The sequence below is a fragment of the Parahaliea mediterranea genome (assembly GCF_017255185.1).
Lineage (GTDB): Bacteria > Pseudomonadota > Gammaproteobacteria > Pseudomonadales > Halieaceae > JAFKCZ01.
This window is the reverse complement of the sequence record NZ_JAFKCZ010000001.1, coordinates 1-24,009: the sequence shown is the minus strand read 5'-3', so window position 1 is coordinate 24,009 and position 24,009 is coordinate 1. Positions and strand designations below refer to the sequence as shown.

The following is a 24,009-nucleotide window of genomic DNA, read 5'->3' as shown; positions in this document are numbered from 1 at the left end:
ATCTATAACCTAGAATTCCAGTCCATTTTCACGGGCGGCGTCGGCCAGGGCCTTGATGCGTCCGTGGTACTTGTAACCGCTGCGGTCAAAAGCCACTTTCTCGATACCCGCGGCCTTGGCACGCTCGGCGACCAGTTTGCCCACGGCTGCCGCGGCGTCGGCGTTCCCGGTGCTGCCGCTACGCAGGCTGCTGTCCAGGGTGGAAGCGCTGGCCAGTACCTTGTCGCCGGCAGGCGCGATGACCTGGGCGTAAATATGGCGCGGAGTACGGTGTACACTGAGGCGGGTCACGCCTTGGGTACGCATGCGGGCGCGGGCGCGACGCGCGCGACGCAGCCGTGAATCGTTCTTTGCACTCATCTCTAGTACCTACCTACTTCTTCTTGGCTTCCTTACGACGGACGAATTCGTCCGCGTAACGGATGCCCTTGCCTTTGTATGGCTCCGGCGGGCGGAATGCGCGGATTTCCGCCGCCGCCTGGCCAACAGCCTGCTTGTCAATGCCCTTGACGACGACCTCGGTCTGGGTCGGCGTCTCGGCGCTCACACCCTCCGGCAGCTCGTAGTCCACCTGGTGGGACAGGCCGACGGTCAGGTTAACCGAATTGCCGGAGGCCTTGGCACGATAGCCAACGCCGTTCAGCACCAGCTTCTTCTCCCAGCCCTCGCTTACGCCCTTGACCATGTTGTTCAGCAGCGCGCGGGTAGTACCGGCCAGCGCCTTGAACTTGTCGCTGTCGTAGGCAACCGTCAGAACGTTGTCTTCCTGGCTGATCTGCACACCCTCTCCCAGGGAGTGCTGCAGCGAGCCCTTGCTGCCTTTCACGGTCAGGTCGCGGCCGTTTACCTTGACCTCAACGCCGCCGGGCAGTTGTACCGGATTGTTTGCGACTCTAGACATGTTGGATGCTCTTTAAATCAATCAATCTTAGAAAACGGTGCAGAGCACTTCACCGCCGACGCCAGCAGCGCGGGCGGCACGGTCGGTCATCACACCACGGGAAGTGGACACAATGGCCACGCCCAGCCCACCGCGCACGGAAGGCAGTTCGTCCTTGGCCGCGTAGTTGCGCAGGCCGGGACGGCTGATGCGGTCGATCTCTGCAATAACGGGCTTGCCCTGGAAGTACTTGAGCTCAATGCTCAGCCGGGGCTTGCCGCTTTCGCTGGAAGCGTTGAAATCCGAGATATAGCCTTCTTCCTTCAGCACGTTCGCAACGGCCGCTTTCAGCTTGGAGCCGGGCATTTCGACCTTGGTCTTGCCAGCCATCTGCGCGTTGCGGATACGGGTCAGCATATCGGACAGCGGATCTTGCATACTCATGTTCGTTTCTCTCCGTTACCAGCTGGACTTAACCAGACCAGGTACATCGCCGCGCATGGCAGCTTCGCGCAGCTTGTTACGGCACAGGCCAAATTTACGATATACCGCGTGAGGGCGACCGGTGAGCTGGCAGCGACGCTGGCGGCGCACGGGGCTGGAATCACGAGGCAGCTTTTGCAGGGCGATCTGCGCTTCCCACTTGGCGTCGTCAGAAGCGCTTTCGTCCTTCAGGATCGCCTTCAGGGCAGCGCGCTTCTGGGCGTACTTAGCTACCATACGTGCACGTTTGTCTTCACGCGCAATCATCGATTTTTTAGCCATGTATAAAGCCTCTTAACCTTTCAGGGGGAAGTTGAAAGCGCGCAGCAGGGCACGGCCTTCATCATCCGTACGAGCGGTGGTGGTGATGGTGATATCCATCCCCCGCAGGGAGTCCACCTGATCGTAATCGATTTCCGGGAAAATGATCTGCTCGCTCACGCCCATGGCGAAGTTACCGCGACCGTCGAAAGACTTCGGGCTGATGCCGCGGAAGTCACGAATACGCGGAATCGCAATGGAGATCAGGCGCTCCAGGAATTCGTACATACGGTCGGAACGCAGGGTCACCTTGCAACCAATGGGCCAGCCGTCGCGAATCTTGAAGCCCGCGATGGACTTGCGCGCCTTGGTGATGATCGCCTTCTGACCAGCGATCTTCTCCATGTCAGCGACGGCATTTTCCAGCACTTTCTTGTCGCCCACGGCCTCGCCCACACCCATGTTCAAGGTGATCTTGGTAATGCGGGGCACTTCCATCACATTTGCCAGACCCAGCTCTTCTTTCAGCTGGGGAGCGATTTCGCTCTTGTACTTGTCTTTCAACGTTGCCATGTCTTCTACCTGTAAACTCGGTTAGCCAGCCCGCGGCGGACTCAGTCGATCGCTTCGCCGTTGGACTTGAAGATACGCACCTTGCTATCCCCGTCCACCTTGAAGCCCACGCGGTCGGCCTTGCTGGTGGCGGGGTTGAAAATCGCCACGTTGGACACCTGGATCGGGGCCTCGCGCTCCACAATGCCACCGGCCACACCCATTTGTGGGTTGGGACGGGTGTGCTTCTTCACCATGTTGATGCCGGCAACAATCACGCGATTGTCAGCGAGCACCTTGCGAACCTTGCCGCGCTTACCCTTGTCCTTGCCGGCGAGGATAATCACTTCGTCATCGCGCTTGATCTTCAACATCTCTCTTCCTCTCCTCGGCCTGATCAGATAACTTCCGGGGCCAGAGAAATAATCTTCATGAATTTCTCACCGCGCAGCTCGCGAGTCACCGGGCCAAAAATACGGGTACCGATGGGCGCTTCCTGGTTGTTCAGCAGAACCGCGGCGTTGTCGTCGAACCGGATAATGGAACCATCAGCGCGACGCACGCCCTTCTTGGTGCGCACTACCACGGCGGTCATAACCTGGCCTTTCTTGACCTTGCCACGGGGAATCGCTTCCTTCACGGTCACCTTGATCAGGTCACCAACCCGCGCGTAGCGACGCTTGGAGCCGCCGAGCACCTTGATGCACATCACCCGGCGCGCACCGCTGTTGTCAGCGACTTCCAAATACGACTGTGTCTGAATCATTTTCTACTCCAAACTGCGGCATCTCGCCGCGCTATCCTGCGCTTAAACGACCTGGGTGGCGCTCTCTACAACTTCCTGGAGCTTCCAGGTCTTGCTCTTGGAGAGCGGACGGGACTCGATCACCTTCACGGTATCGCCGATGCCGCACTCATTGTTCTCGTCGTGAGCGTGAATCTTGGACGAGCGGGTGATGTACTTGCCGTACACGGGGTGCTTCACCCGGCGCTCGATCAGCACGGTGATAGTCTTGTCCATCTTGTTGCTGACAACCTTGCCGGTTGCCGTACGGATACGCTTCTCTGCACCTGACATGATTAGTTACCTGCCTTCTGTTTCAGCACAGTCTTGACGCGTGCGATGTCGCGCTGGTTCTGCTTGAGCAGGTGGGTCTGCCCCAGCTGACCAGTGGACTTCTGCATGCGCAGCTTGAACTGCTCTTCACGCAGGGTGAGCAGCTGCTTGTTCAGGTCCTCAGCGGACTTCTCACGCAATTCGCTTGCTTTCATCACATCACCGACCGTTTTACAAATGTTGTAGCAACGGGAATCTTGGACGCCGCGAGCTCGAAAGCTTCACGCGCGAGCTCTTCGGATACGCCTTGTACCTCGTAGAGCACCTTGCCCGGCTGGATCTGGGCCACCCAGTATTCCACGTTACCCTTACCTTTACCCTGACGTACTTCCAGGGGCTTGCCGGTGATCGGCTTGTCCGGGAAGACGCGGATCCAGATTTTACCGCCACGTTTGATGTGACGGGTCATGGCACGACGGGCCGCCTCAATCTGGCGCGCGGTAATGCGGCCGCGACCTGTCGCTTTCAAACCGTATTCGCCAAAGCTCACCTTGCTGCCGCGATGGGCCAGGCCGCGGTTACGGCCCTTTTGAGTCTTGCGAAATTTTGTACGCTTAGGTTGAAGCATCTGCGTAACCCTTAATTAGTTGCTGTCTTCTTGGCGCTGTCGGTCGCGTCTTCGGTACCGATAACCTCGCCTTTGAAAATCCAAACCTTCACACCGATGATGCCGTAGGTGGTGGACGCCTCATAGGTCGCGTAATCGATGTCCGCACGCAGGGTGTGCAGGGGCACACGGCCTTCGCGATACCACTCGGAGCGCGCGATCTCGGCACCGCCCAGACGGCCGCCAACCTGCACCTTGATACCTTCGGCGCCCTGGCGCATGGCGTTCTGTACCACGCGCTTCATGGCGCGGCGGAACATCACCCGACGCTCCAGCTGCTGGGCCACGTTCTGGGCCACGAGCTTGGCATCCAGGTCCGGCTTGCGGATTTCCTCGATGTTGATGTGCACCGGCACACCCATCTTTTCGGTCAGGGTCTTGCGCAGCTTGTCCACGTCCTCGCCCTTTTTGCCGATCACGATGCCGGGGCGCGCGGTGTGGATGGTGATGCGCGCGGTCTGTGCCGGACGCTCGATAACCACACGGCTGACAGAGGCGTGCTCAAGCTGCTTCTCGATGAACGTGCGAACTTCGAGGTCGCTGATCAGGTTCTTCGAGTAGTTCTTGCTGTCCGCATACCAGATGGAGTTGTGGTCCTTAACGATACCTAACCGGATGCCGACCGGATTTACTTTCTGACCCATGTGGTCTTCTCCTAACCTTAGCCTTCGCCGTCTGCTACTTTAACTGTGATATGACAGCTGCGCTTGAGAATACGGTCCGCGCGGCCCTTGGCACGCGGACGCAGGCGCTTCATGGTCATACCTTCGTCCACAAAGATGCTGGACACTTTCAACTCGTCCACGTCGGCACCTTCGTTGTTCTCAGCATTGGCAATGGCAGAGTCGAGCACCTTCTTGACAATGTGAGCAGCCTTTTTGGGGCTGAATTCCAGCAGGTCCAGCGCCTTTTCCACGGGCAGGCCGCGAACCTGGTCGGCGACCAGGCGAGCTTTCTGCGCGGAAATTCGCGCGCCTTTCAATCTTGCTGCAACTTCCATTTCCTTTAACCTCGCTTGAGACCCGCGCCCTAGCGCTTGGCCTTCTTGTCCACGATATGGCCCTTGAACGTGCGGGTTACCGCAAATTCGCCCAGCTTGTGACCAACCATGTCTTCGTTGATCAGTACCGGTACGTGCTGACGACCGTTGTGTACGGCAATCGTCAGGCCCACCATATCCGGAGATACCATGGAACGACGCGACCAGGTTTTGATCGGGCGGCGATCATTACTGTCGATCGCGGCCTCGACCTTCTTCATCAGGTGCAGGTCGATAAAAGGACCTTTTTTCAATGAACGCGGCACAATCTCTTTCCTCTAAATCTGGTTTAACGGCAACCGTTACTTCTTACCACGACGGCGGACAATAAGGCCGTCGGTGCGCTTGTTCTTGCGGGTCTTGTAACCCTTGGTCGGGGTACCCCAGGGGCTGACCGGATGACGGCCACCGGAGGTACGACCCTCACCACCACCATGGGGGTGATCAACCGGGTTCATTGCAACACCGCGAACGGTCGGACGTACGCCGCGCCAGCGCGCGGCACCCGCTTTACCCAGTTTGCGCAGGCTGTGCTCGGAGTTGGATACCTCGCCCAGGGTCGCGCGACAATCGGACAGCACCTTGCGCATCTCGCCGGAGCGCAGACGCACGGTGGCGTAGCGGCCTTCGCGAGCCACCAGCTGCACGGACGCGCCAGCGGAGCGTGCCATTTGGGCGCCCTTGCCGGGCTTCAGCTCCAGCGCGTGAATCACGGAGCCCACCGGAATGTTGCGCAGCGGCAGGCAGTTGCCGATTTTAATCGGCGCCGCGGAACCGGATTGCAGCACGTCGCCAGCCTTCACGCCCTTGGGCGCGATGATGTAGCGGCGCTCGCCGTCGGCGAACAGCAGCAGCGCGATGTGCGCGGTGCGGTTCGGATCGTATTCCAGACGCTCAACCTTGGCGGGAATACCGTCCTTGGTGCGCTTGAAGTCGATCACACGGTAGTGCTGCTTGTGGCCACCACCAACGTGACGGGTAGTGATCCGGCCGTTGTTGTTACGGCCACCGTTGCGAGACTGCTTCTCCAGCAACGGACTGTAAGGTGCGCCCTTGTGCAGCTCGTCGCTGACCACACGGACGACGTGACGGCGACCGGGGGAAGTGGGCTTTGTCTTCTGAATTGCCATGTTCAACCTACTCCTTATTCGGCGGAAGCAAAGTCAATTTCCTGACCCTGCTCCAGACGAACGTATGCCTTCTTCCAGGTCGGCTTGGTGCTGTAACCAAAGCGGTTGCGCTTGACCTTGCCCTTGACCTTCAGGGTGCGCACATTGTCGACCTTGACCTTGAACAGCTGCTCGACTGACTTCTTGATCTCGAGCTTGGTCGCATCAACGGCGACTTTGAACACATACTGGTTGCTTGCGTCCGCGATCACAGCCGCTTTTTCGGATACGTGCGGGCCTACCAGCACTTGAAATACGCGCTCCTGGTTCATCCCAGCATCTCCTCAAACTTCTTCACTGCGTCCACGGTGACCATCACCTTGTCATAGGCGATCAGGCTGACCGGGTCCACGCCGTCCACATCGCGCACATCAACTTTCTGCAGGTTGCGGGCCGCGAGGTACAGGTTCTCGCCAACCTCGGCGGTCACGATCAGCACGTTGTCCAGACCGTATTCACCCAACTGCTTGGCCAGCAGCTTGGTCTTGGGCTGCTCGATATCAACGCTCTCCACAACCATCAGGCGATCCTGGCGAGCCAGCTCGGAGACGATGGAGCGCAGCGCAGCGCGGTACATCTTGCGGTTCACTTTCTGGGAGTGATCCTGGGGCTGGGCCGCGAAGGTCACGCCACCGGAGCGCCAGATGGGGGAGCGAATGGTCCCCGCGCGAGCGCGACCGGTACCCTTTTGACGCCAGGGCTTCTTGCCGCCACCGCTGACAGCGGCGCGATTTTTCTGCGCGCGAGTACCTTGACGGGCACCCGCCAGGTACGCAGTCACTACCTGGTGAACCAGGTCCTCGTTGAATTCACGAGCGAAGGCAGCGTCGGAAACAGACACCTTGCCCGCTTCAGCATTGCCCGGCTTAACTACATTCAATTCCACGTTAGACCCCCTAACCTTAAGCCTTGACCGCAGGACGCACGATCACGTCTCCGCCCGGCGCACCAGGGACGGCGCCCTTGATGAGCAGCAGGTTGCGCTCGGCATCGACACGCACGACTTCCAGGCCCTGCGTGGTTACGTTCTCGGCACCCATGTGACCGGCCATCTTCTTGCCCTTGAACACCCGACCAGGGGTCTGGCACTGACCGATGGAGCCCGGCGCCCGGTGAGACAGGGAGTTGCCGTGAGTGGCGTCCTGGGTACGGAAGTTCCAGCGCTTAACCGCGCCCTGAAAGCCTTTGCCCTTGGATTTACCGGCGACGTCGACCTTCTGGCCCGCCTCGAAACGCTCAACGGTCAGCTCCGCGCCAACCTCGAAGGCCTCGTCGGAACCGTCCAGACGGAACTCCCACAGGCCGAGGCCCGCCTCGACACCCGCCTTGGCGTAGTGTCCGGCTTCCGCCTTGCTCACTTTGGAGGCCTTGCGGGAGCCCGCAGTGACCTGGATTGCGCGATAGCCGTCGCTATCTAACTCTTTGATTTGAGTAACGCGGTTTGGAGCAATCTCCACTACGGTTACTGGAATGGATACGCCGTCCTCGGTAAAAACACGAGTCATACCGGATTTACGGCCGACTAAGCCAATAGTCATTGTTGCTAACCTCTCAGTGTACGGGGCTTACCCTCTACGGCCAGCCCACTACTTCTTACAGCAAGGGCTGTTACACACCCGGCCGCACCGATGCGACCGGGCGGGTCTTGCTACGAGTTTTCGTTAACCAAGACTGATCTGAACTTCCACACCTGCTGCCAGGTCCAGTTTCATCAGTGCGTCCACGGTTTTTTCAGTGGGCTCCACGATGTCAAGCAGACGCTTGTGCGTACGAATCTCGTACTGGTCACGTGCGTCCTTGTTTACGTGCGGCGAAACCAGCACGGTGTACTTTTCCTTCCGCGTGGGAAGCGGGATCGGCCCCCTGACCTGGGCGCCAGTACGGCGCGCCGTTTCCACAATCTCCTGAGTCGAGGTATCGATCAGTCGATGGTCAAAAGCCTTTAGGCGAATACGAATGCGTTGATTCTGCACCTGACCAAACTCCAATTAATAAAAAAACCAGGAACCCGCAACGGAGCCCCCCGAAAAAAGGAACGCGAATTCTATAGACCGACCTGTGGGGTGTCAACCAGGCGATGGTAAATAGTTTCGGAGGATCCGACTTGTTTCCATGGGCTTTTGCCGGCGCGTATTATGGCAATTCGGCGGGGGGATGCAAGGGTAATTTGCCGGTTTTTTGATCGGGCCCGGGGACCGGCTCCAGAGAGGGCGGTCGGCTGGTCGAATAAATGCCAAAAAGCGGGGCCCGCTGTCGCCCCTACATCGCGGGCACCTGTAGGGCGCAATTTATTGCGCCGCTTTTTGGTCGAATGAATTCGACCCTACATGGCGCAGAGGCGCTACGGGGCGGCCGCTAGCCAGCCGACCTGCCAATAAACATATAAGAAACAAGACCTTTATAACTTGACCGTCCCGGCCCGCCGCCACACTATATTTCCACCATTGTTTTGCAAGGAGGCCGCCCCCGTGCAACACCAACCCCCCAGCCATTCGGTTTTCATGGGCTATCTGTTGTGGATCTTCGGTTTTATCGGCGCCCACCGCTTCTACTACGGCAAGCAAATCACCGGAACCATCTGGTTCTTCACCCTCGGGCTGTTCTTCATCGGCTGGATCATCGACCTGCTGCTGATCCCGGGCATGGCCCGCGATGCCGACTTCAAGTACGACAGCGGCCCCACCGACTACGATCTGGCCTGGATACTGCTCACCTTCCTGGGGGTGTTCGGCATCCACCGCTTCTACATGGGCAAGATATTCACCGGCCTGCTCTACCTGCTGACCCTGGGCCTGTTCGGCATCGGCCTGCTGTACGACCTGCTCACCCTCAACGGCCAAATCTCCGAACTCAACCGCCGACGCTAGAATAAGAAACGGCCCCTCACTGGCGCCAAAAACAGGGTATTGTGCCCTCTGTAGGGTCGAATTTATTCGACCAAAAGCGGTGCTCACGGCATCAATGGCCGAATAAACCCGGCCCTACATCGGTTAAGTCACTGCCATTCGGGACAGATACCGAATACCCGGGAATTCGGTATCCGTCCCCATGGTTTCAGGGCGCGGAGCTATCCCCCACCAGGATCAGCTTGCCGGACTCGGGGTCCCGGTACACCGTGCCCACCGACTGGTAGCCGCTGCCCGCCTCGCCCACGCCCCGGGGTAGCTGCGGCATCTCGGTGCCGCGCACCACTTCCTGCCCCCCGCTCGGCGCCTGCTGTTCGGGCAGCGAGCCGTAGCGGCTGGCCAGGGCGGCCATCAATCCGCAGGCGAAGACCAGCACAATATCAACCAGGTTGGACAAGCCGCCGAGGGGCTCCTCCTCCGGCTCGTCGAAACGGCTGTGGGTGAGCCCGCGGCGCGCCATCAGGCCCGCTCCCCGGCCGGCGCCGCGGCCTCGATATGTTCCAGGGCACGCTCATACCACAGGCGCCGTGCGCGGCCCAGCACGAAGCCGACGATGCCCGCCAGCAGGCCCAGGACGGTGGTGTCGAAGGCCACGCTCATGGCCGTGGCCAGGATGTCGAGCTCACCGCGACCGAGGGCCGCGAGGCCGGGCCCCAGCGGGATCAGCGTCCCCATCAGCCCCAACATCGGCCCGATGCGGGTGATGACATCCACCCGCTGAATGCGCCGGCGGCCCAGCCGCTCCACTTCCGCGGCGTCGCCGGCCGCCACCAGGCGCGGCAGGGCCAGCAGGCGCTCACCCGCCGCGGTGCCCAACTCCCACAGCGCCAGCGCCACCACCAGCATCAACGCGGCAATCACCGGCTGCAGCAGGATATTCACCAGCGGGTGCATCAGGGCTATCAATCCGGAATCAAACATGGGACACCTCTCCTGTTATACCTGCTCTCGCCGGCGCCGGGCACCGGCGAACATGCCGCCGGCGATCAGCAGCGCGGCGGCCAGCAACAGCCAGGGGGCCCGGTCCGCCAACTCGCCGGATTCGCGCGCCTCGCCCGACGCGTCATCGGCGGTTTTTGCCGGGGCCTCGCCCTGCGTCGCCCCGTCTTGCGCCCGCAGTTCGGCGATGGTCGACGCCGCCTTGTTCTCCGGCCGCCGGGGGGCGCCGCGCGCGGCCGCCATCGCCTGCCGCAAACCGGCCGCCTGGGCCTCGCCCAGCAGGGGCTCGATCCAGGCCAGCATCGGGTGATCGGGGCCGGTGTGCCCGCTGCCGGGCAGGCCATTGGCCGCCACCAGGGTGGCGAACTCCCCCGCCACCGCGGCCAGGGTTTCCTGGTCGGCCTCCCAGTAGCCCTTGTGGGCCGCCACCAACAGCACCGCCAACATATTGGCCTTGACGTGGGCATTGCTGCCCTCCCCCAGGAATTCATCCAGCCCGAGTTCGTACTTGTCCTGGAAGTAAACGGCATTCACCTCGTCCCAGGCCCAGGAGCGCACGATCTCCGGGTTGGTCACCTGCCAGCCCCAGAGGTATTCGAGGAACTCGCTACCCATGGTGCGGGCGCCGGCGTAGCCGTGTGCCATCAGCGGCTCGATCCAGGCCGGGTTGAGGAAACGACCGCGCAGCTCGGCGAGCAGGGCCGTCTCCAGCCGGTCGATGCGGGCATTGCCCGGGTCGGCGTGGTTGATCACCCGGTTGTCCGGCGCGCTGCCGGTCACCTGCTCCACCGCCAGGCTCAGGCCGCCGAGATAGTCGAAGGCATCGTTGTTGTCCAGCAGACCGTAGAGGTTGCTGGCCCGCCCCAGATAGGTCCGCTCGACGGTGGCGAGCCGGCCGCGAAAGTCCGCCTGTGCGGGCATGCCCTGCGTGCCCACCCCGTAGGCGTGCCCCATGCGGTTGAGGTAGGTTGCCGCGAGTTCGCCGCGCTCGCTCCAGCTCCCGGAGCGCTCCGCGAGGCGGTTGATGCCGGCGCCGTAGCTGCCCGGCGGGTCCCCGAATACCCGGTAGACGGCGCGCACCCCGGCCTCGGCGGGCGGCGCATTCCCCTCGAGCGCGGCGCGGGCGTCTTCCACCCAGTGCCGGGCCACCCGGTTGCGCGCCAGCGGCTCGTCGCCGGGCTCGCCCAGGTCCGCCACCGGCGCCAGGGCGGCTTCGAGCGCCGGCGCCAGGGCCGGGTAGTCCCGCACGATGGTCGCCGCCGAACCCTGCAGGGCCAGGCGCACGGACTTGTCGAGCCACACCAGTAGTTCGCCGTAGAGGTCGCGAAACAGGCCGGAGGTGGTAAACACCGCGTCGCGTCGCTCCCGCTCGCCGGACAGCGGCACCCGCTCCAGGCCCTCGACGATACCGCGGCTGTTCCACACCGGGCGCACCCCCAGCATGTCCATGCCGAAAGCCACCACGGCGCCCTCGTCGCGCACCGTATCCGAGGCCCACAGCACCACCGCCTCGCTGCCGTCGGACGACGGGCTCTGCGCCCGGGCCTGCGCCGCCAGCCGCGCCCCCAGGGCGTAGCCGACCCGGGTGGGCAGCAGGCTGCCGTTGAGACCGTGGAAGTTGCGCCCGGTGGGCAGCACCTCCGGGCTGCGCACCGGGTCATTGCCCTTGCCGGGGGGCACGAAGCGACCATCGAGCGCGGCCAGCAGCGCGTTCATTTCCCGCTCCGGCGAGTCCGCCAGGGCAACTCGCCACGCATTGCGATCGCTGTCCGGTGCGTCCTCGCCGGCCATGGATTCCACCATCATGTCCAGGGCCTCGGCGCTCCAGTCACGGCCGAAGATGTGCAGGCCATGGGGCATGAAGGCCTCCTGCATTTCGGTCAGGTAGTGGCCGACCTCGTGCACCAGCAGTTCGTTGTCGATCTGATCCAGCACCACGCTCTCCACCCCGTGCTCGGCGGCGATCTCCCCGGCGATCTCCGACTCCAGGTCCAGCACCGACAGCTTGCGGCGGATCTCGCCCACCGCTTCCTCCCGGGCCGGGGAGCCGGTGGTGGCGCTGGCCTCGAAGGATTCCACCAGCTGCCGCAGTTGCAGCAGTTCGTCGTAGAGCGGCGTGGTGCGCAGCGGCGGCGTGAGGTGGTCGACAATCACCGCCAGCCCGCGGCGCTTGGCCTGCAGGCCCTCGCCGACCCCGTCGACGATGTAGGGGTAGATGCCGGGCACGTCGCCGGCCACCAGGGAGGGATAATCCGAGGCCGTCAGCCCCAGGGCGCGCCCGGGCAGGAACTCGTAGGTGGAGTGGCGACCGAGATGGATCAGCGCGTCGGCCCCGAAATCCGCCTGCAGGTAGCGGTAGAAGGCCAGATACTGGTGCGGCGGCGGGAAGCTGAGGTTGGCGTGCAGCAACTCCTCGTCCACCTCCCACCCGCGCGGCGGCTGCGGGCCGACAAAGACCTTGCCGAAACGCAGCCCCGGCACCAGCAGGCTGTCGCCGTGGGTCATCACCCAGCCGGGGGGGTCGCCCCAGCCCCGCAGGCCCGGCACCCCGGTCGCTTCCAGTGCGCGCGCCAGGGTCCGGGCCTCGCCCCAGTCGCCCTCGCGCTCCGCAAGCGCGTCGAGCACCGCCTCCAGCTGCGCCAGCAGGTTCAGGGCGCGCTCCCGGGCCGGATGGCGGATGGCCTCGAGCACGTGCTCCAGGTCGTGGACCGCAGTGTGCACGATCTCCCGGGCCCGCTCCGGCCGCTCCAGGTCCAGGGCCTCGCGCACCCGCGCCAGCAGCAGCGCCACCGGGCCCTCGCTGACCCCCGCGCGCACGGTCTCCGGCAGGCCGTCAAACCACTGACGATAGGCGGCGCCGTCCACGCTGGCCACCAGTGGCGCCATGCGCCGCAGCGCCTCGCCGTTTTCCGGCAGATTGATGCCGCGTTGCTGGATCTGCTCCAGCAGGGCGTCCGGCGTGGCCGGCAGCTCGCCGGTATCGTAGCCAGCCGTCTGCAGGCGTTTCAGGATATGCCACAGGGAGGCCGGCACATCGAGGTTGTCTGCGCCGATATTGTGCCGCCCCGGGGGATGGTTGTAGTAGACGATGGCCACCCGCTTGTCGCCATTGGCCTTGCGCCGCAGGGCCAGCCAGTTGTCGATACGGCGCACCAGGCGCCCCACCTCGCCCTGAAGGGGGCGGGTCACGGCGAGCCGCAGGCCGGTCAGCGGGTCGATGCTCGGCGCCTCGGCGGCGGCAACCACCAGCGGCTGGCTCACGCCCTGGAACTCCGGCATGCCCACCCGGTAATGGACCTCTCCCACCGGAATGCCATCGCCGGACAGCCGCCACTCGGCCTCGGTGCGGGTCGCCAGGCGAATGGCGGACAACACCGGCACATCCAACCCCTCCAGCGCCGCGGCCACGGCTTCCCAGCCGTCGCCGCCGCCGACCACGAAGCCCTGCAGGCTGACGATGGCGCCCAGCTCCGCGGGGGCACTGATGTCAGGCAGGGACTCCACCGCGGTGAGACTGGCCGCGCCCCAGCGCGCCAGCACCGCGAAACACTGCGCCCCCGCCGCTTCCAGGCGCTGGCAAAGGGTGTCCAGCAGGCCGCGATTGCCCATCTGGTCACCGGCATCCGTATCCAGCAGGGCCACCGCGGGCGTCCCGGCCCGCAGGCCCAATTCGCCGGCCTTCACCACGCGGCCGTGCCGGTAGTAGCGCAGCGCTTCGCGGTAGATAGGCGCGGGCACCTCGACCGCCGCGCCGCTGCGGGCCAGCAGCCAGGCGATCAGGCCGGCGCTGTTCTCGCTGCCGCGGCTGTTCCAATAGGCGTGGCCAGCCAGCCAGGCCGCTTGTTGCGGAAAGCGCTCGCCCAGGCTGGTGTAGTGGGCCGCCGGATCGTCGCCGGCGCCGGGGTTGCTGGTGAGAGTGTCCAGCGAAGCCTTGTCCAGGCGCGCCATGGGCCGCCGCCCGTCGAGCTGGCTGAGGGGCAGCAGTTGCCGGTCGGAATTGACCACCAGCAGGGGGGTATCGGCCGCCAGCGGCGCGGCGGCGGCCAGGCGCTGGAGTCGCGGCACCACACTGTCGCCAAAGGCCGCCGCCAGCAGCACGGCGTCGGCGGCGCGCCAGTACCCGGCCAGCTCGGCATCGCCGAGCTCGTCCAGCTGGCTGGTGGTGCGCATCACCAGTTTGTGCCCGGGATGACGCCGGTCGAAGAGCGCGGCGCCGGCGGCGAGCTCCGCCGCCGAGCGGTCGGAGACCACCGCGAACAGGCTGGCGGCGAATCCGCGCCCGGATACCAGCACCAGCAACAGCGCCAGCACCCATCGCCACTGTCTGTATCCGCTTGCCGCCAAAGTGCGTGTGACTGTTTTCATTGTCCCAATCCCAATTCCCGTAAATCCTCGCAATTCCCCACCGCCCGCCGCAGGCGCTCGCGGGCATCCCGCTCCCGCCCCGGCGGCGGCAGGCCGAAACGCACCACCGCCTCGTCGCCCCGGGGGCCGTAGACCCGCAGCCACAGGGCCTGCCCGGCCGCGGCCACCTGCAGTCCCAGGGCGGTTTTGGCCGGCAGCGACACGCTGGCGAACAGACCGGCGCCGCGCACCGCGCGCCCCGGCAAGAGCGCCTGGATATCCCGCCGCCAGCGGTTCCCCACTTCCTCGATCCACAGCCGCTGCCGCGCCTGCCAGCGGGTATCCGCCAGCGCCGCGGCGCCAATCCAGCGCGCCGGGTGACTCACCGCCCAGGGATTGGTGGCCGCCGCCAGCGCGGCGATTTCGCGCCTCGGCGCCAGCGCAAAACCGAGCCGCAGCCCCGCCAGGCCAAAGAACTTGCCCACCGAACGCAGCACCACCACCGCCGGGTGCGCGACCGGGATCAGGCTGTCGCCCGAGCCGTGATCGATGAAGGCCTCGTCCACCAACAGGCGCCCGCCGCGCTCGCCCAGCGCACTCGCCAGTGCCAGCAGCGAGGCCGGGTCGAACAGCTCACCCAGGGGGTTGTTGGGATTGATGACCACCGCGTAATGCACGGCCTCGTCGGCAACCCGGGCTTCCAGCTCGGCCAGGTCGCGGTAGAACGTGCAACGGTGCCCCGCCGCCTCCCAGGCGGCGCGGTGCTCCTCGTAGCCCCAGCGGGGCAGGGCCACCGCGTCCCGCGGCCACAGGCTCGGCAGCAGGGCGATGGCGTGCTGGGAACCCGGCACCGGCAGCACGCCGCGTTCATCGCAGCCGTAATAGCCGGCGGCGGCGGCGACCAGGTCGTCGTCCGCCTCCGGCAAACGCTGCCACACGGCTTCCGGCACCGGCGGCACCGGCCAGCTCCGGGGACTGATGCCGGTGGACAGATCGAGCCACTGCTCGCGCCGGCCACCGAAGCGCGCCATCGCCGCGTTGAGGTTGCCGCCATGCGTCAGGGCCATCCGCCACCCCCAGCAATCCAATGCAGCGCACAGGCGAGCAGCACAAACAGCGCGGTGGCGCGCCACAGCAGGTAAACCGCCTGGGCGATATCCGCGGGTTCGGCCTCGCGCCCGAGCCCCAGCACCGGCCGGGGCTCCAGCTTGCCGTGGTACACCGCCGGCCCCCCGACCCAGATGGCCAGGGCGCCGGCGCCGGCGCTCATTACCGGCCCCGCATTGGGGCTGGCGGCCCGCCGCCCCTGGCGCAGCCAACAGCGCAGCGCCGGGCGGAACCGGCCCGCCAAGGCATAGAGCAGCGCGCAACAGCGCGCGGGCAGCCAGTTGAGCGCATCGTCCGCCCGCGCCGCCACCCGTCCGAAGTGGCAATAGCGGTCGTTGCGGTAGCCCCAGCAGGCGTCCAGGGTATTGACGAGGCGGTGGGCCAGCGCGGCTGGCGCGCCGCCCACGGCGAACCAGAACAGCGGTGCGATCACCGCGTCGCTGCCGTTCTCCAACACCGATTCCACGGCGGCGCGGCTGACGCCGCGTTCATCGAGGGCGCCCGTTTCCCGGCTCACCAACATCGCCACCGATCTGCGCGCCCGCGGCAAATCGCCTTCCACCAGGGCCAACTTCACCGCCCCCGCGTGCTCGGCAAGACTGCGGTTGCCCACACACAGATAGAGCACCACGACCCCCACGGCGGCGGACGGCAGTGGCGCGAGCGCCGCAAGCAACCACCACAGCGCCGCGCTGGGCGGCACCACCAGCAGCAGCCACGCCAACGCGCCCCGCCACACCCGCGCGCGCGCCGCCACCCCGGGCCGGTTCCAGCGTCGCTCCAGGGCACCGGCCAGGGCGCCAAAGCCCGCCAGCGGATGCCAGCGCCGGGGCTCTCCCAGCGCGGTATCGAGCAACAGGGCGAGGAGCAGCGACAAACTCACTGCCAGCCCCTCCCGCCCCGCCGGGCCTCCACTGCCTGCCCGCGCGCCACTACAGGCTGTAACTCAGGCCCAGCTGAAAATTCACGCCGTCCTGGTTGTAGCCCGCATTGAGCTGGTAGTCCTTGTCCAACAGGTTGTCGACCCGCGCCTTCAGCCGCAGCCCCTCGGCCAGTTCGTAGTGGGCGCGCACGCCGACCGTGGCGTAGCCCGGCAGGGACTCGCTGTTGGACGCGTTGGAGTAACGCTTGTCCTGGGCCTTGAGCGAGAGACCCAGCTGCCAGCGGCCGAGGCCGCGATCGAGATTGGCCACGAAATTGGACCGCGCGCGATTGGGCAGCAGGGTATCGCTGCCGTCGTCCCGCGCCTCGACATAGGTATAGGAGGCCTCGAGCCGCCACTCGCCCCACCGCGCCGTGGAGATGAATTCGCCGCCGCGGATGCGGGCGTCGGCGACGTTATAGGGCCGGTAAACGAAATCCTCCCCGGGAGCCCAGTTGATCAGGTTCTCGACGTCATTCTCGAAGTAGGTCAACGACCACTGCCAGCGGCGGTAATCGCCGCGGATACCGAGTTCACGGTTTTCCGAGGTCTCCGGCACCAGGTCGGGATTGCCGGCGGTGTAGGCGCTCGCGGGCCAGTACAGGTCGTTGAAGGTCGGCGCCTTGAAGCCCTCCGCCCAGCTGGCGGTGAGCCGGTGCGCGCCGTCGATGTCCAGGCCCAGCGCGATGCTGCCGGTGGTCTGTTCGCCGAATTCCTCGTTGTCGTCGGTGCGCGCGCCCAGTACCGCGTCCAGTCGCGACCAGTGCAATTGCAGCTCCGCCATCCAGGCCTCGTTGCTGCGGTTGCTGACCGGCCGCCCATCGGCGCCCTGGTACAGGGAACTGGCGTCGACCCCGTCGTCGTAGTACTCGTAGGCGAGGGTGAGCACCTGCTCGTCGGCAAAGGTGACGTCGTTCTGCCAGAACAGCTGTTCCCGCGTGGTGCGGAAGTGGCCGGTGTTGGTACCGCTGACGCCGTCGTAGTTGTCGGTGTCGTCGGTCGAGCGCCCCAGCGACAGGGTGGACAGCCAGGCCTCGGTGACCGGCAGGCGACCGCGCAGGTTGATGTTTTGCATCCAGCCGTCGCTGTAGGGCCTGTGGTCGGAGTTGTAGGCGTCGTCGTATTCGTTGCGGGTCCCCACCGCCAGATAGCGCAGGCTGATGTCGGCATCGTTGGCGAAGCGGTAGCCGAGGCTGCCGTTGAGGGACTTGTTGCGGTAGCCGTCGTCGTCGCCGTTGTTGCCGCTGTCGTCCTCCAGATTGTCGATGCCGTCGGTCTCCAGGTAGGAGGCGTTAAGGCCATAGCGCCACGCGCCGCTGGTGCCGTTGGCCCCCGCGGCGAGTTGGTACTGGTTGTGACTGCCGGCGGTGGTGCTGACATAGCTACCCGGCGCGCCGCTGCCGTCGCGCGTGAATACCTGCACCACGCCGCCGATGGCGTCCGAGCCGTACAGGCTGGAGTGGGCGCCGCGCACCACCTCGATGCGTTCAATCTGCTCGGGGTTGAGGAACTGGAAGCTGGTGCTGCCGAGGGTGGCGCTGCCGATGCGCTGGCCGTCCACCAAAAACAGCGTGTGGTCGCTGGCGCTGCCGCGCAGAAACAGACTGGCGCTGGAGCCCGGACCGCCGCTCTGGCTGATATCCATGCCCGGCTGCTTGCGCATGATATCCACCAGGTCCAGGGGTTGCAGCTCGGCGATCTCATCCCGCGACACCACGGTCACCGAGGACAGGGCGTCCGCCGCCTTCACCGGCGTGCGGGTGGCGGTCACCACCAACTCCTCCCGCGGGGCCTCGGACGCCTGCGCGGGCAGCGCGAAGGCAGTCGCCAGTGCCGCCGCCAGTGCGGCGATCAGGGGGCGCGGCGCGGCCGCAGGCGCCGCCAGGCGACGATCACGCTGCTTCCCGACAAGGCCATTCCGAGCGCGCTCAGAGCGATCACCACAGCGTCCCACAAGGGGCGCCGGTTGATCAGGAAAGCGAAGTCCAGGCTGTGCAAGCCGTGGTACAGCCAGCGTTGCACGCGATTTTTGGTAGTAGTCCATTGCAGTAATTCCCCCGTGGATGCATCGATATAAAACCAGCTGCCCAGTGGCCCCGATGTGCGCATGCGCAACACCGGCAGCGGCCGCCAGCGCTGGTGGTGTGAGTAGTAGTAGTTGTCGTAATGTTGGAGTTCACGCGCATCGACCACCGCGCCGGGCGGCAGTGACGCGGTAATGGCGCGGCGCGCCAGATCCGCCGGTGTCGCGTCAGCCGGCCAGTCGGGCGGCAACAGCGCCCGGTAACGGTGGGCATCGGCTATAAGCACCTGATAGCCCCGGCCGCCGAGTCGCAGCCAGCGCACCTCCCTGACCGGCTCCCCCCGGGACAGCGCGCCGTGAAGGTGGGCCATCGCGGGAACGTCGCGCCGGTGGTCGGCGACGGTGGTGCCACCGGTCAGCGCCCGCTTCACATCCACCCCGGGCTGGCGCGCGGAGAACACCCCAAAGGGGTTCATCGACAACAGGCCGCTGAGCATAAAAGTGAGCAGGAACACCAGGGTCACCAGCCCCAGGATGTGATGCCACTTCATCATCCCCCGATAGGGGGTGATGTCGCGACCGCGATAGCGCCGGCGGATGCGCAGGCGCTGGACACCGACGATTCCCCCGGTGACGATGGACACCAGGCCAATGATGGAGAGCACCACGATCACCCAGTGCCACAGCGTGGGGTGGCGGCGCAGCTGCATGGGATAGAGCCAGTGCAGGTTGGCTCCCAACCAGTTCCAAACACGCTCGCGGCTGGTGGTGTCACGCACCACCTCGGCGGTGCGCGAGGAGACATAGAGCTCGGTGCCGGCGGCATCGGCCAAGGGCACCCGGTACAGGGGGCGGTGGCCGTGCAGGCTACTGGACACGGTCCACTGGTCCATCGCAAGTGACTCCGCCCGCGCTCCCGGCGCCAGGGCAAGGCCGTGGCTCGCGGCGAACTGCGCCGCCGCGCGCAGGGCCTGCCGGGCACCGACCTCGCCCAACCATTCGCCATTGTCGGCAAACAGCACATGCCGGTTCCCGGAACCGTCGAGCAACACGTAAGCCGGGCGTTCCAGCACCGTGGTCAGGCGCAGTGAAACAACCTCCCCTTCCGGTGGCAGGCGCTCGAGCAGGCGCGAAACCGGCACCCGCAGTTGCGCGGGTTCCAGCACCGGCAGCCCCTGCAGTCGCTCCGACACGGACAGTGCCGGGAAACCGACGTACATCATAACCACGCCGGTGAAGAACCACATGGCCATCAACAGGCACATGCCGATCCCCAGCCAGCGGTGTGTCAGGTATATCCAGCGTTTGATTTTCACGGTTCAATCGCGGCGCCGGGGCGACACCCCGGCGCCGGCACACCTTAGAAGCGGTAGTTCAGGCCGACTTCCGCGGTGCGCCCGTCGCCGAGAATCCACTGGTTGCCATAGGGCGCCAGTACATAATCCTCGCTGTCCGACAGGTTCTTGCCGCGCAGACTCACGCGCAGCTGGTCGTTCACCTGCCACTGCAAGGTGGCGTCCCACACCGTGTAATCGGGCAGCTCGGCGCTATTGGCGTCATTGAGATAGCGCTCGCCGACGTAGCGCAGGCCACCGGACACGGTCCATGCCGGCATCGCCTGCCAGGTCAGCCACAGGTTGGCGGTCCGCTCGGGCACATTGCGCGGGGTGTTGCCGCTGTAGTCGCTGTCACCGCTGACAAACTCCTCGTACTCGGGGTCGGTGAAGGCCATGTTCAGGTCCACGCTGAGGGTGTCCAGCGGCAGCCAGAACAGCTCGAACTCAACTCCGCGGGAGGACTGTTCGCCGATCTGGCGTTGCACGCCGCCCGGGTCGGCACTGACCAAGTCATGCTTGGTGATGTCGTACAGCGCCACGGTGTACTGCAGGCGGCCGTCCATGAACTGCTGCTTGATGCCCAGCTCCAGCTGCTCGCCCTCGGCGAGGTCCAGGTCGGGATTACTGGCGCTGAGGATCGACTGGATCGAATCCATCGCGGTGCTGGCCTGGGCGTACAGGCTGGTGTAGTCGTTGGGCTGGTATACCGCCCCCAGGCGCCAGCTGCTGCCGGACAGCTCGGAGTCGATGGAACCCGCTGCCTGGCCGTTGCTGCGGGCGCGGTCGTCGCGCTCGTAGTCGATCCGGTCGTAACGCAAACCGGCCACCAACTGCCACTGCTCGGAGAGCGCCAGTACGTTGTCGACGAAAACGGCCCCCTGGGTGGTCTCGGTATCGAAATCCGCCGTGGTTTCGCTGCCCACGCCATCGGCCCATCGACCTGGCACGGGCTTGTCGAGGTCCACGCTGCTGCCGCCCGCGTAGGGAGAGTTATTGAGGTGGCTGAAGTTAATGACATTGACTTCGGCACCCACGCTCAACCGGTTTTCCATGCCGGCGATACTGCCGCGCCACAACAGGTCGCTGCGGTTACCCAGCTGCTCCTGGTCGTGCAGGATTTCCAGGTAGAAAGAGCGATCCACCTCGCCGCTCGCGGCGTTGTAGTCGTAGGACTCCACATTGCGCCACTGGCGTTCGGAGTCCATATAGAAAGTGTCGCTGCGCAGTTCCAGATTGTCGTTGATGCGCCAGTTCAGATTCAGGCGCGGCCACAGGTCCTGGTAGGCGACGATGGCGTCCGCGACGTTGTAATTGTTGCGGCGAATGTCCCCCGGGACCTCGCCGTCAACCAGGGGCGCTCCCCAGTAGGGCGCGTCTTCGGTGTCGGCGAAATCGACGCTCAGGCGAATATCGAGGTCGTCCGTGGGGCGGAACAACAGCGCCCCGGCCACGGCGGTGCGATCCTCCTCGGCGCGGTCCACATAGCCGTCACTGCGGTGATTGACCACATCCAGGCGGAAGGCGACGCTATCGCCCAGCGCGCCGCCGCTACCGACGGCAAACCGCCTCAGGTCGTTGCTGCCGCCGGTGACGTCGAACTCTGTAGTGATAGGCTCGAACTCCGGGCGCTTGGGCACGTAGTTCAGGGTGGCGCCAATGGCGCCCACGCCGTTAATCACCGAACCGGGGCCGCGCAGTACCTCCACTCGCTCCACGGTCCAGGTGTCGGCGGGAAAATTCACGGTCCCCGAACCGACATACAGGCGGGTGCCATCGTAGGTGGTGACCACGGAGCCATGGCCGTTGAAGCCGCGCACCGAGGTAGAGGAACCGCCGTTGCCCGGGCTGGCGCTGGACGCGAAACCGGTTGCACGGGTCACCGCGGCATTGCCGGAAAAATCGCCCTTGAGCGCGATGGCCTCCTTGCTGACGATTTCCACACTCGCGGGGGTGTCCATCGCGGACAGGCCGAGACGACCGCCCGCGCCGTTGGCGGAATCCAGCGCCAGGCCGCGGCGATCCAGCGACGCCGCGCGCACTTCAAGCTCTTCCATTTCGGCTTGCTGGGCCACTTTCATACCGCCCTGCTGGGCGAGGGCCGGAACAGCCGCCAGGGCAGCCGCAACCGCGACCGCCAGGCGCTGCCGGGCAATATTCTGCTGCAAGTGTGACATGACGATCCTCATACGCGTTGTCGGCAGTGCGTAAGAGGGAGGAGAAACACAGGCCATAGCCCCGCCTGAGTCGACGGCTGCTGCCAGCTTACGAAGCCCTCCGCTTCTTCACCGCATTACTGTTCAAGTAATCAGCCCGACGGCGAAATGGAGAGGATGAGGGAGGGGCGTACCGGTGCCACAGACACACCGGGGCAATATGCACCAACCCGAGAAGCCCGCCGCTTCGCCGTCGTAGCTCTGCGCGTGATGACCATCCAGACGGATGGGGCTCACTACCAGGCCGGTTTCGGGCTTGGAAGCGCTCACGGAGCACTCCGGACCGTTGCGGGGGCAGCGAAGGCATTGTCGGCGGCGGCCAGTGAATTGCCGCGACGCACCTTACTTCCCGTTTACCCTGTCCCAGAACGTCCCGGCGAGGGACGAACGAACAGGCACCTGATGCAGGGCGCGGAGTATATCCGGCTTTTTCGCGTTGAGTCAAAAAGCAAACGGGGACGGATACCTATTCCGGCCCCTGGCGGAAATAGGTATCCGTCCCCGATTAAGGTGGCTTATGCCGCCTGACTGTTCATCAGTTCACCGATCTTCTCATCGGCCTGCGCCCAGGCAAGCTCGGCAGCCTTGTCGCCCATGGCCAGCCCTTCGGCGTAGATGAATTCGACATCGCTCAAGCCGACAAAGGCGAACACATTCTTCAGGTACTGGCTTTGGGTATCCGTATCGGTCCCGGCATACACACCGCCGCGGGCCGCCAGTACATAGACTTTCTTGCCCTGCAGCAAGCCCTGCGGGCCGGACTCGGTGTATTTGAAGGTAATGCCGGCCCGGGCGATGCGGTCTATCCAGGCTTTGAATACCGACGGTATACCGAAGTTGTACAAGGGCATGCCAACCACCAGGGTATCGGCCAGTTGCAGTTCGCCAATCAAATCATCGGAGATTTTCGCCAACTCGCCCTGCCGCGCATCGCGCTCATCCGCCGGCGTCGCCCAGGCCCGCATTTCCTCGGCGCCCAGGTGCGGCAGGTCCGAATTGGCCAGGTCGCGCTCGGTGACTTCGATCTCGCCGCGCTGCCGCAGCGCAGAGACAAACTGGCTGGCCAGGCGGCTGGAGTTACCCTGTGCGCCGTTCAGGCTGGAGTTCAGTACTAGTACTTGCTTCATGGTTTGGTCCTCAAGTCGTTGGAGTTGAGACCATGATAGTTCTATCGGACAGAATAAAAATCGCAAAAACTAGCAGCTAACTTTCGGTTTTTACGGACAAAAAAAGAGCGGATACCTAATTCCCGTCGAACTGAGTGGGGAATAGGTATCCGGCCCGAATGGCACTTTCTTAACCGTTGTAGGGCCGAATTTATTCGGCCATTGATGCCGTGAGCGCCTTTATTGGTCGAATGAATTCGACCCTACAGAGGGCAAAATACCCTGTTTTTCACTTAAGTCTGTGCCATTCGGGACGGATACGTATTTCCACCAAATTGAGCGGGAAATAGGTATCCGTCCCCAATAAAAAGCCCGGCGCATGGCCGGGCTTTTCGGTACTGCTTGTGATCGCCGAGACTTACTCGATGATCTTGGCTACGACGCCAGCACCCACGGTGCGGCCGCGTTGCTTCGGGCTTCCTGCCCTCCGCCCTGCGGGCCGGCCTGCGGCCGGCCAAATTTGCTCCAGGCAAATTTGTCGCGGATTGAATCCGCTACGGCGGCCGTGTGGGAGCCTTATTCGATCTCGAATTACTCGATGATCTTGGCTACGACGCCAGCACCCACGGTGCGGCCGCGTTGCTTCGGGCTTCCTGCCCTCCGCCCTGCGGGCCGGCCTGCGGCCGTCCAAATTTGCTCCAGGCAAATTTGTCGCGGATTGAATCCGCTGCGGCGGCCGTGTGGGAGCCTAATTCGATCTCGAATTACTCGATGATCTTGGCTACGACGCCGGCACCCACGGTGCGGCCGCCTTCGCGGATGGCGAAGCGCAGGCCTTCTTCCATCGCGATCGGCGCGATCAGCGTGGCAACCATCTGCACGTTATCGCCCGGCATCACCATCTCAACGCCTTCGGGCAGCTCGCAAGCGCCGGTCACGTCGGTGGTACGGAAGTAGAACTGCGGGCGGTAACCCTTGAAGAACGGCGTGTGACGGCCACCCTC

Annotated in this window: 28 protein-coding genes, 1 pseudogene and 1 riboswitch; of the genes and pseudogenes, 1 reads left to right on the top strand and 28 read right to left on the bottom strand. The window is 64.6% G+C overall.

The window, feature by feature from the left end; all coding sequences use genetic code 11:
• Positions 1-9: 9 nt before the first annotated feature.
• The 18 genes from rplR to rpsJ form a co-directional block, all read right to left on the bottom strand.
• Complete coding sequence (rplR, locus tag JYP50_RS00145; RefSeq protein WP_206558429.1) at positions 10-360, bottom strand: 50S ribosomal protein L18; 351 nt, start codon at positions 358-360, stop codon at positions 10-12.
• Between the two features lie 13 nt (positions 361-373).
• Entirely contained in the window at positions 374-901 is a 528-nt protein-coding gene (gene rplF / locus JYP50_RS00140; protein ID WP_206558428.1) for a 50S ribosomal protein L6, read from the bottom strand.
• A 27-nt stretch (positions 902-928) separates the two neighbouring features.
• Entirely contained in the window at positions 929-1,324 is a 396-nt protein-coding gene (gene rpsH, locus JYP50_RS00135; protein WP_206558427.1) for a 30S ribosomal protein S8, read from the bottom strand.
• 15 nt (positions 1,325-1,339) lie between these two features.
• Positions 1,340-1,645 (bottom strand): 30S ribosomal protein S14, encoded by a 306-nt coding sequence (gene rpsN, locus JYP50_RS00130; RefSeq protein ID WP_206558426.1) that lies wholly within the window; start codon positions 1,643-1,645, stop codon positions 1,340-1,342.
• Between the two features lie 12 nt (positions 1,646-1,657).
• Positions 1,658-2,197 carry a 50S ribosomal protein L5 gene (gene rplE / locus JYP50_RS00125; protein WP_206558425.1) on the bottom strand — a complete coding sequence of 180 codons (540 nt, stop codon included), beginning with the start codon at positions 2,195-2,197 and terminating at the stop codon, positions 1,658-1,660.
• A gap of 41 nt (positions 2,198-2,238) precedes the next feature.
• Entirely contained in the window at positions 2,239-2,550 is a 312-nt protein-coding gene (gene rplX / locus JYP50_RS00120; RefSeq protein WP_206558424.1) for a 50S ribosomal protein L24, read from the bottom strand.
• 23 nt (positions 2,551-2,573) lie between these two features.
• Positions 2,574-2,942, bottom strand: coding sequence for a 50S ribosomal protein L14 (gene rplN / locus JYP50_RS00115; RefSeq protein ID WP_206558423.1), 369 nt, complete (start codon positions 2,940-2,942; stop codon positions 2,574-2,576).
• A gap of 42 nt (positions 2,943-2,984) precedes the next feature.
• Positions 2,985-3,254: a 30S ribosomal protein S17 gene (rpsQ, locus tag JYP50_RS00110; RefSeq protein ID WP_206558422.1), complete on the bottom strand. Its 270-nt coding sequence runs from the start codon at positions 3,252-3,254 to the stop codon at positions 2,985-2,987.
• 2 nt (positions 3,255-3,256) lie between these two features.
• Complete coding sequence (gene rpmC, locus JYP50_RS00105; protein WP_206558421.1) at positions 3,257-3,448, bottom strand: 50S ribosomal protein L29; 192 nt, start codon at positions 3,446-3,448, stop codon at positions 3,257-3,259.
• Positions 3,448-3,861 carry a 50S ribosomal protein L16 gene (gene rplP, locus JYP50_RS00100; protein WP_206558420.1) on the bottom strand — a complete coding sequence of 138 codons (414 nt, stop codon included), beginning with the start codon at positions 3,859-3,861 and terminating at the stop codon, positions 3,448-3,450. Before rplP ends, rpmC begins: the two co-directional genes overlap by 1 nt.
• Positions 3,862-3,872: 11 nt before the next feature.
• Positions 3,873-4,544 (bottom strand): 30S ribosomal protein S3, encoded by a 672-nt coding sequence (gene rpsC / locus JYP50_RS00095; protein WP_206558419.1) that lies wholly within the window; start codon positions 4,542-4,544, stop codon positions 3,873-3,875.
• Positions 4,545-4,561: 17 nt separating this feature from the next.
• Positions 4,562-4,900, bottom strand: coding sequence for a 50S ribosomal protein L22 (rplV, locus tag JYP50_RS00090; protein ID WP_206558418.1), 339 nt, complete (start codon positions 4,898-4,900; stop codon positions 4,562-4,564).
• A 29-nt stretch (positions 4,901-4,929) separates the two neighbouring features.
• On the bottom strand, positions 4,930-5,205 hold the full coding sequence (gene rpsS / locus JYP50_RS00085) for a 30S ribosomal protein S19 (RefSeq protein ID WP_206558417.1): 276 nt from the start codon (positions 5,203-5,205) through the stop codon (positions 4,930-4,932).
• A gap of 36 nt (positions 5,206-5,241) precedes the next feature.
• A complete protein-coding gene (gene rplB, locus JYP50_RS00080) occupies positions 5,242-6,069 on the bottom strand; it encodes a 50S ribosomal protein L2 (protein WP_206558416.1) in 828 nt (275 codons plus the stop codon).
• 14 nt (positions 6,070-6,083) lie between these two features.
• Positions 6,084-6,380 (bottom strand): 50S ribosomal protein L23, encoded by a 297-nt coding sequence (rplW, locus tag JYP50_RS00075; protein ID WP_206558415.1) that lies wholly within the window; start codon positions 6,378-6,380, stop codon positions 6,084-6,086.
• Positions 6,377-6,994: a 50S ribosomal protein L4 gene (gene rplD / locus JYP50_RS00070; RefSeq protein WP_206558414.1), complete on the bottom strand. Its 618-nt coding sequence runs from the start codon at positions 6,992-6,994 to the stop codon at positions 6,377-6,379. Before rplD ends, rplW begins: the two co-directional genes overlap by 4 nt.
• A gap of 16 nt (positions 6,995-7,010) precedes the next feature.
• Positions 7,011-7,646 carry a 50S ribosomal protein L3 gene (gene rplC, locus JYP50_RS00065; RefSeq protein WP_206558413.1) on the bottom strand — a complete coding sequence of 212 codons (636 nt, stop codon included), beginning with the start codon at positions 7,644-7,646 and terminating at the stop codon, positions 7,011-7,013.
• 123 nt (positions 7,647-7,769) lie between these two features.
• Positions 7,770-8,081, bottom strand: a complete 312-nt coding sequence (gene rpsJ, locus JYP50_RS00060) for a 30S ribosomal protein S10 (protein WP_206558412.1) — start codon at positions 8,079-8,081, stop codon at positions 7,770-7,772.
• Positions 8,082-8,576: 495 nt separating this feature from the next.
• Between rpsJ and JYP50_RS00055 the strand changes: the two genes are divergently transcribed.
• Complete coding sequence (locus tag JYP50_RS00055) at positions 8,577-8,975, top strand: TM2 domain-containing protein (RefSeq protein ID WP_347136694.1); 399 nt, start codon at positions 8,577-8,579, stop codon at positions 8,973-8,975.
• 187 nt (positions 8,976-9,162) lie between these two features.
• On the opposite strand, the gene JYP50_RS00050 is transcribed toward JYP50_RS00055, so the two are convergent.
• From JYP50_RS00050 to tuf, 10 genes and pseudogenes are all read right to left on the bottom strand, one after another.
• Positions 9,163-9,474, bottom strand: coding sequence for a DUF2149 domain-containing protein (locus tag JYP50_RS00050; RefSeq protein ID WP_206558411.1), 312 nt, complete (start codon positions 9,472-9,474; stop codon positions 9,163-9,165).
• Entirely contained in the window at positions 9,474-9,935 is a 462-nt protein-coding gene (locus JYP50_RS00045) for a MotA/TolQ/ExbB proton channel family protein (protein ID WP_241262672.1), read from the bottom strand. The genes JYP50_RS00050 and JYP50_RS00045 overlap by 1 nt, the downstream gene beginning before the upstream one ends.
• Positions 9,936-9,950: 15 nt before the next feature.
• Positions 9,951-14,318 (bottom strand): cobaltochelatase subunit CobN, encoded by a 4,368-nt coding sequence (locus JYP50_RS00040; protein WP_206558410.1) that lies wholly within the window; start codon positions 14,316-14,318, stop codon positions 9,951-9,953.
• The gene (gene cobD / locus JYP50_RS00035) at positions 14,315-15,364 is read right to left on the bottom strand and encodes a threonine-phosphate decarboxylase CobD (RefSeq protein WP_206558409.1); all 1,050 of its coding nucleotides are present in this window, start codon (positions 15,362-15,364) and stop codon (positions 14,315-14,317) included. Before cobD ends, JYP50_RS00040 begins: the two co-directional genes overlap by 4 nt.
• A complete protein-coding gene (cbiB, locus tag JYP50_RS00030) occupies positions 15,355-16,287 on the bottom strand; it encodes an adenosylcobinamide-phosphate synthase CbiB (RefSeq protein ID WP_206558408.1) in 933 nt (310 codons plus the stop codon). Before cbiB ends, cobD begins: the two co-directional genes overlap by 10 nt.
• Positions 16,288-16,336: 49 nt before the next feature.
• The gene (locus JYP50_RS00025) at positions 16,337-18,097 is read right to left on the bottom strand and encodes a TonB-dependent receptor domain-containing protein (protein WP_206558407.1); all 1,761 of its coding nucleotides are present in this window, start codon (positions 18,095-18,097) and stop codon (positions 16,337-16,339) included.
• An 80-nt stretch (positions 18,098-18,177) separates the two neighbouring features.
• A complete protein-coding gene (locus JYP50_RS00020) occupies positions 18,178-19,665 on the bottom strand; it encodes a PepSY domain-containing protein (protein ID WP_206558406.1) in 1,488 nt (495 codons plus the stop codon).
• A gap of 44 nt (positions 19,666-19,709) precedes the next feature.
• The gene (locus JYP50_RS00015) at positions 19,710-21,860 is read right to left on the bottom strand and encodes a TonB-dependent receptor (RefSeq protein WP_206558405.1); all 2,151 of its coding nucleotides are present in this window, start codon (positions 21,858-21,860) and stop codon (positions 19,710-19,712) included.
• A 264-nt stretch (positions 21,861-22,124) separates the two neighbouring features.
• Positions 22,125-22,317, bottom strand: a riboswitch (cobalamin riboswitch).
• A gap of 97 nt (positions 22,318-22,414) precedes the next feature.
• On the bottom strand, positions 22,415-23,026 hold the full coding sequence (locus JYP50_RS00010; RefSeq protein ID WP_206558404.1) for an FMN-dependent NADH-azoreductase: 612 nt from the start codon (positions 23,024-23,026) through the stop codon (positions 22,415-22,417).
• Between the two features lie 743 nt (positions 23,027-23,769).
• A pseudogene (tuf, locus tag JYP50_RS00005) lies at positions 23,770-24,009 on the bottom strand (elongation factor Tu); the annotation flags it as partial.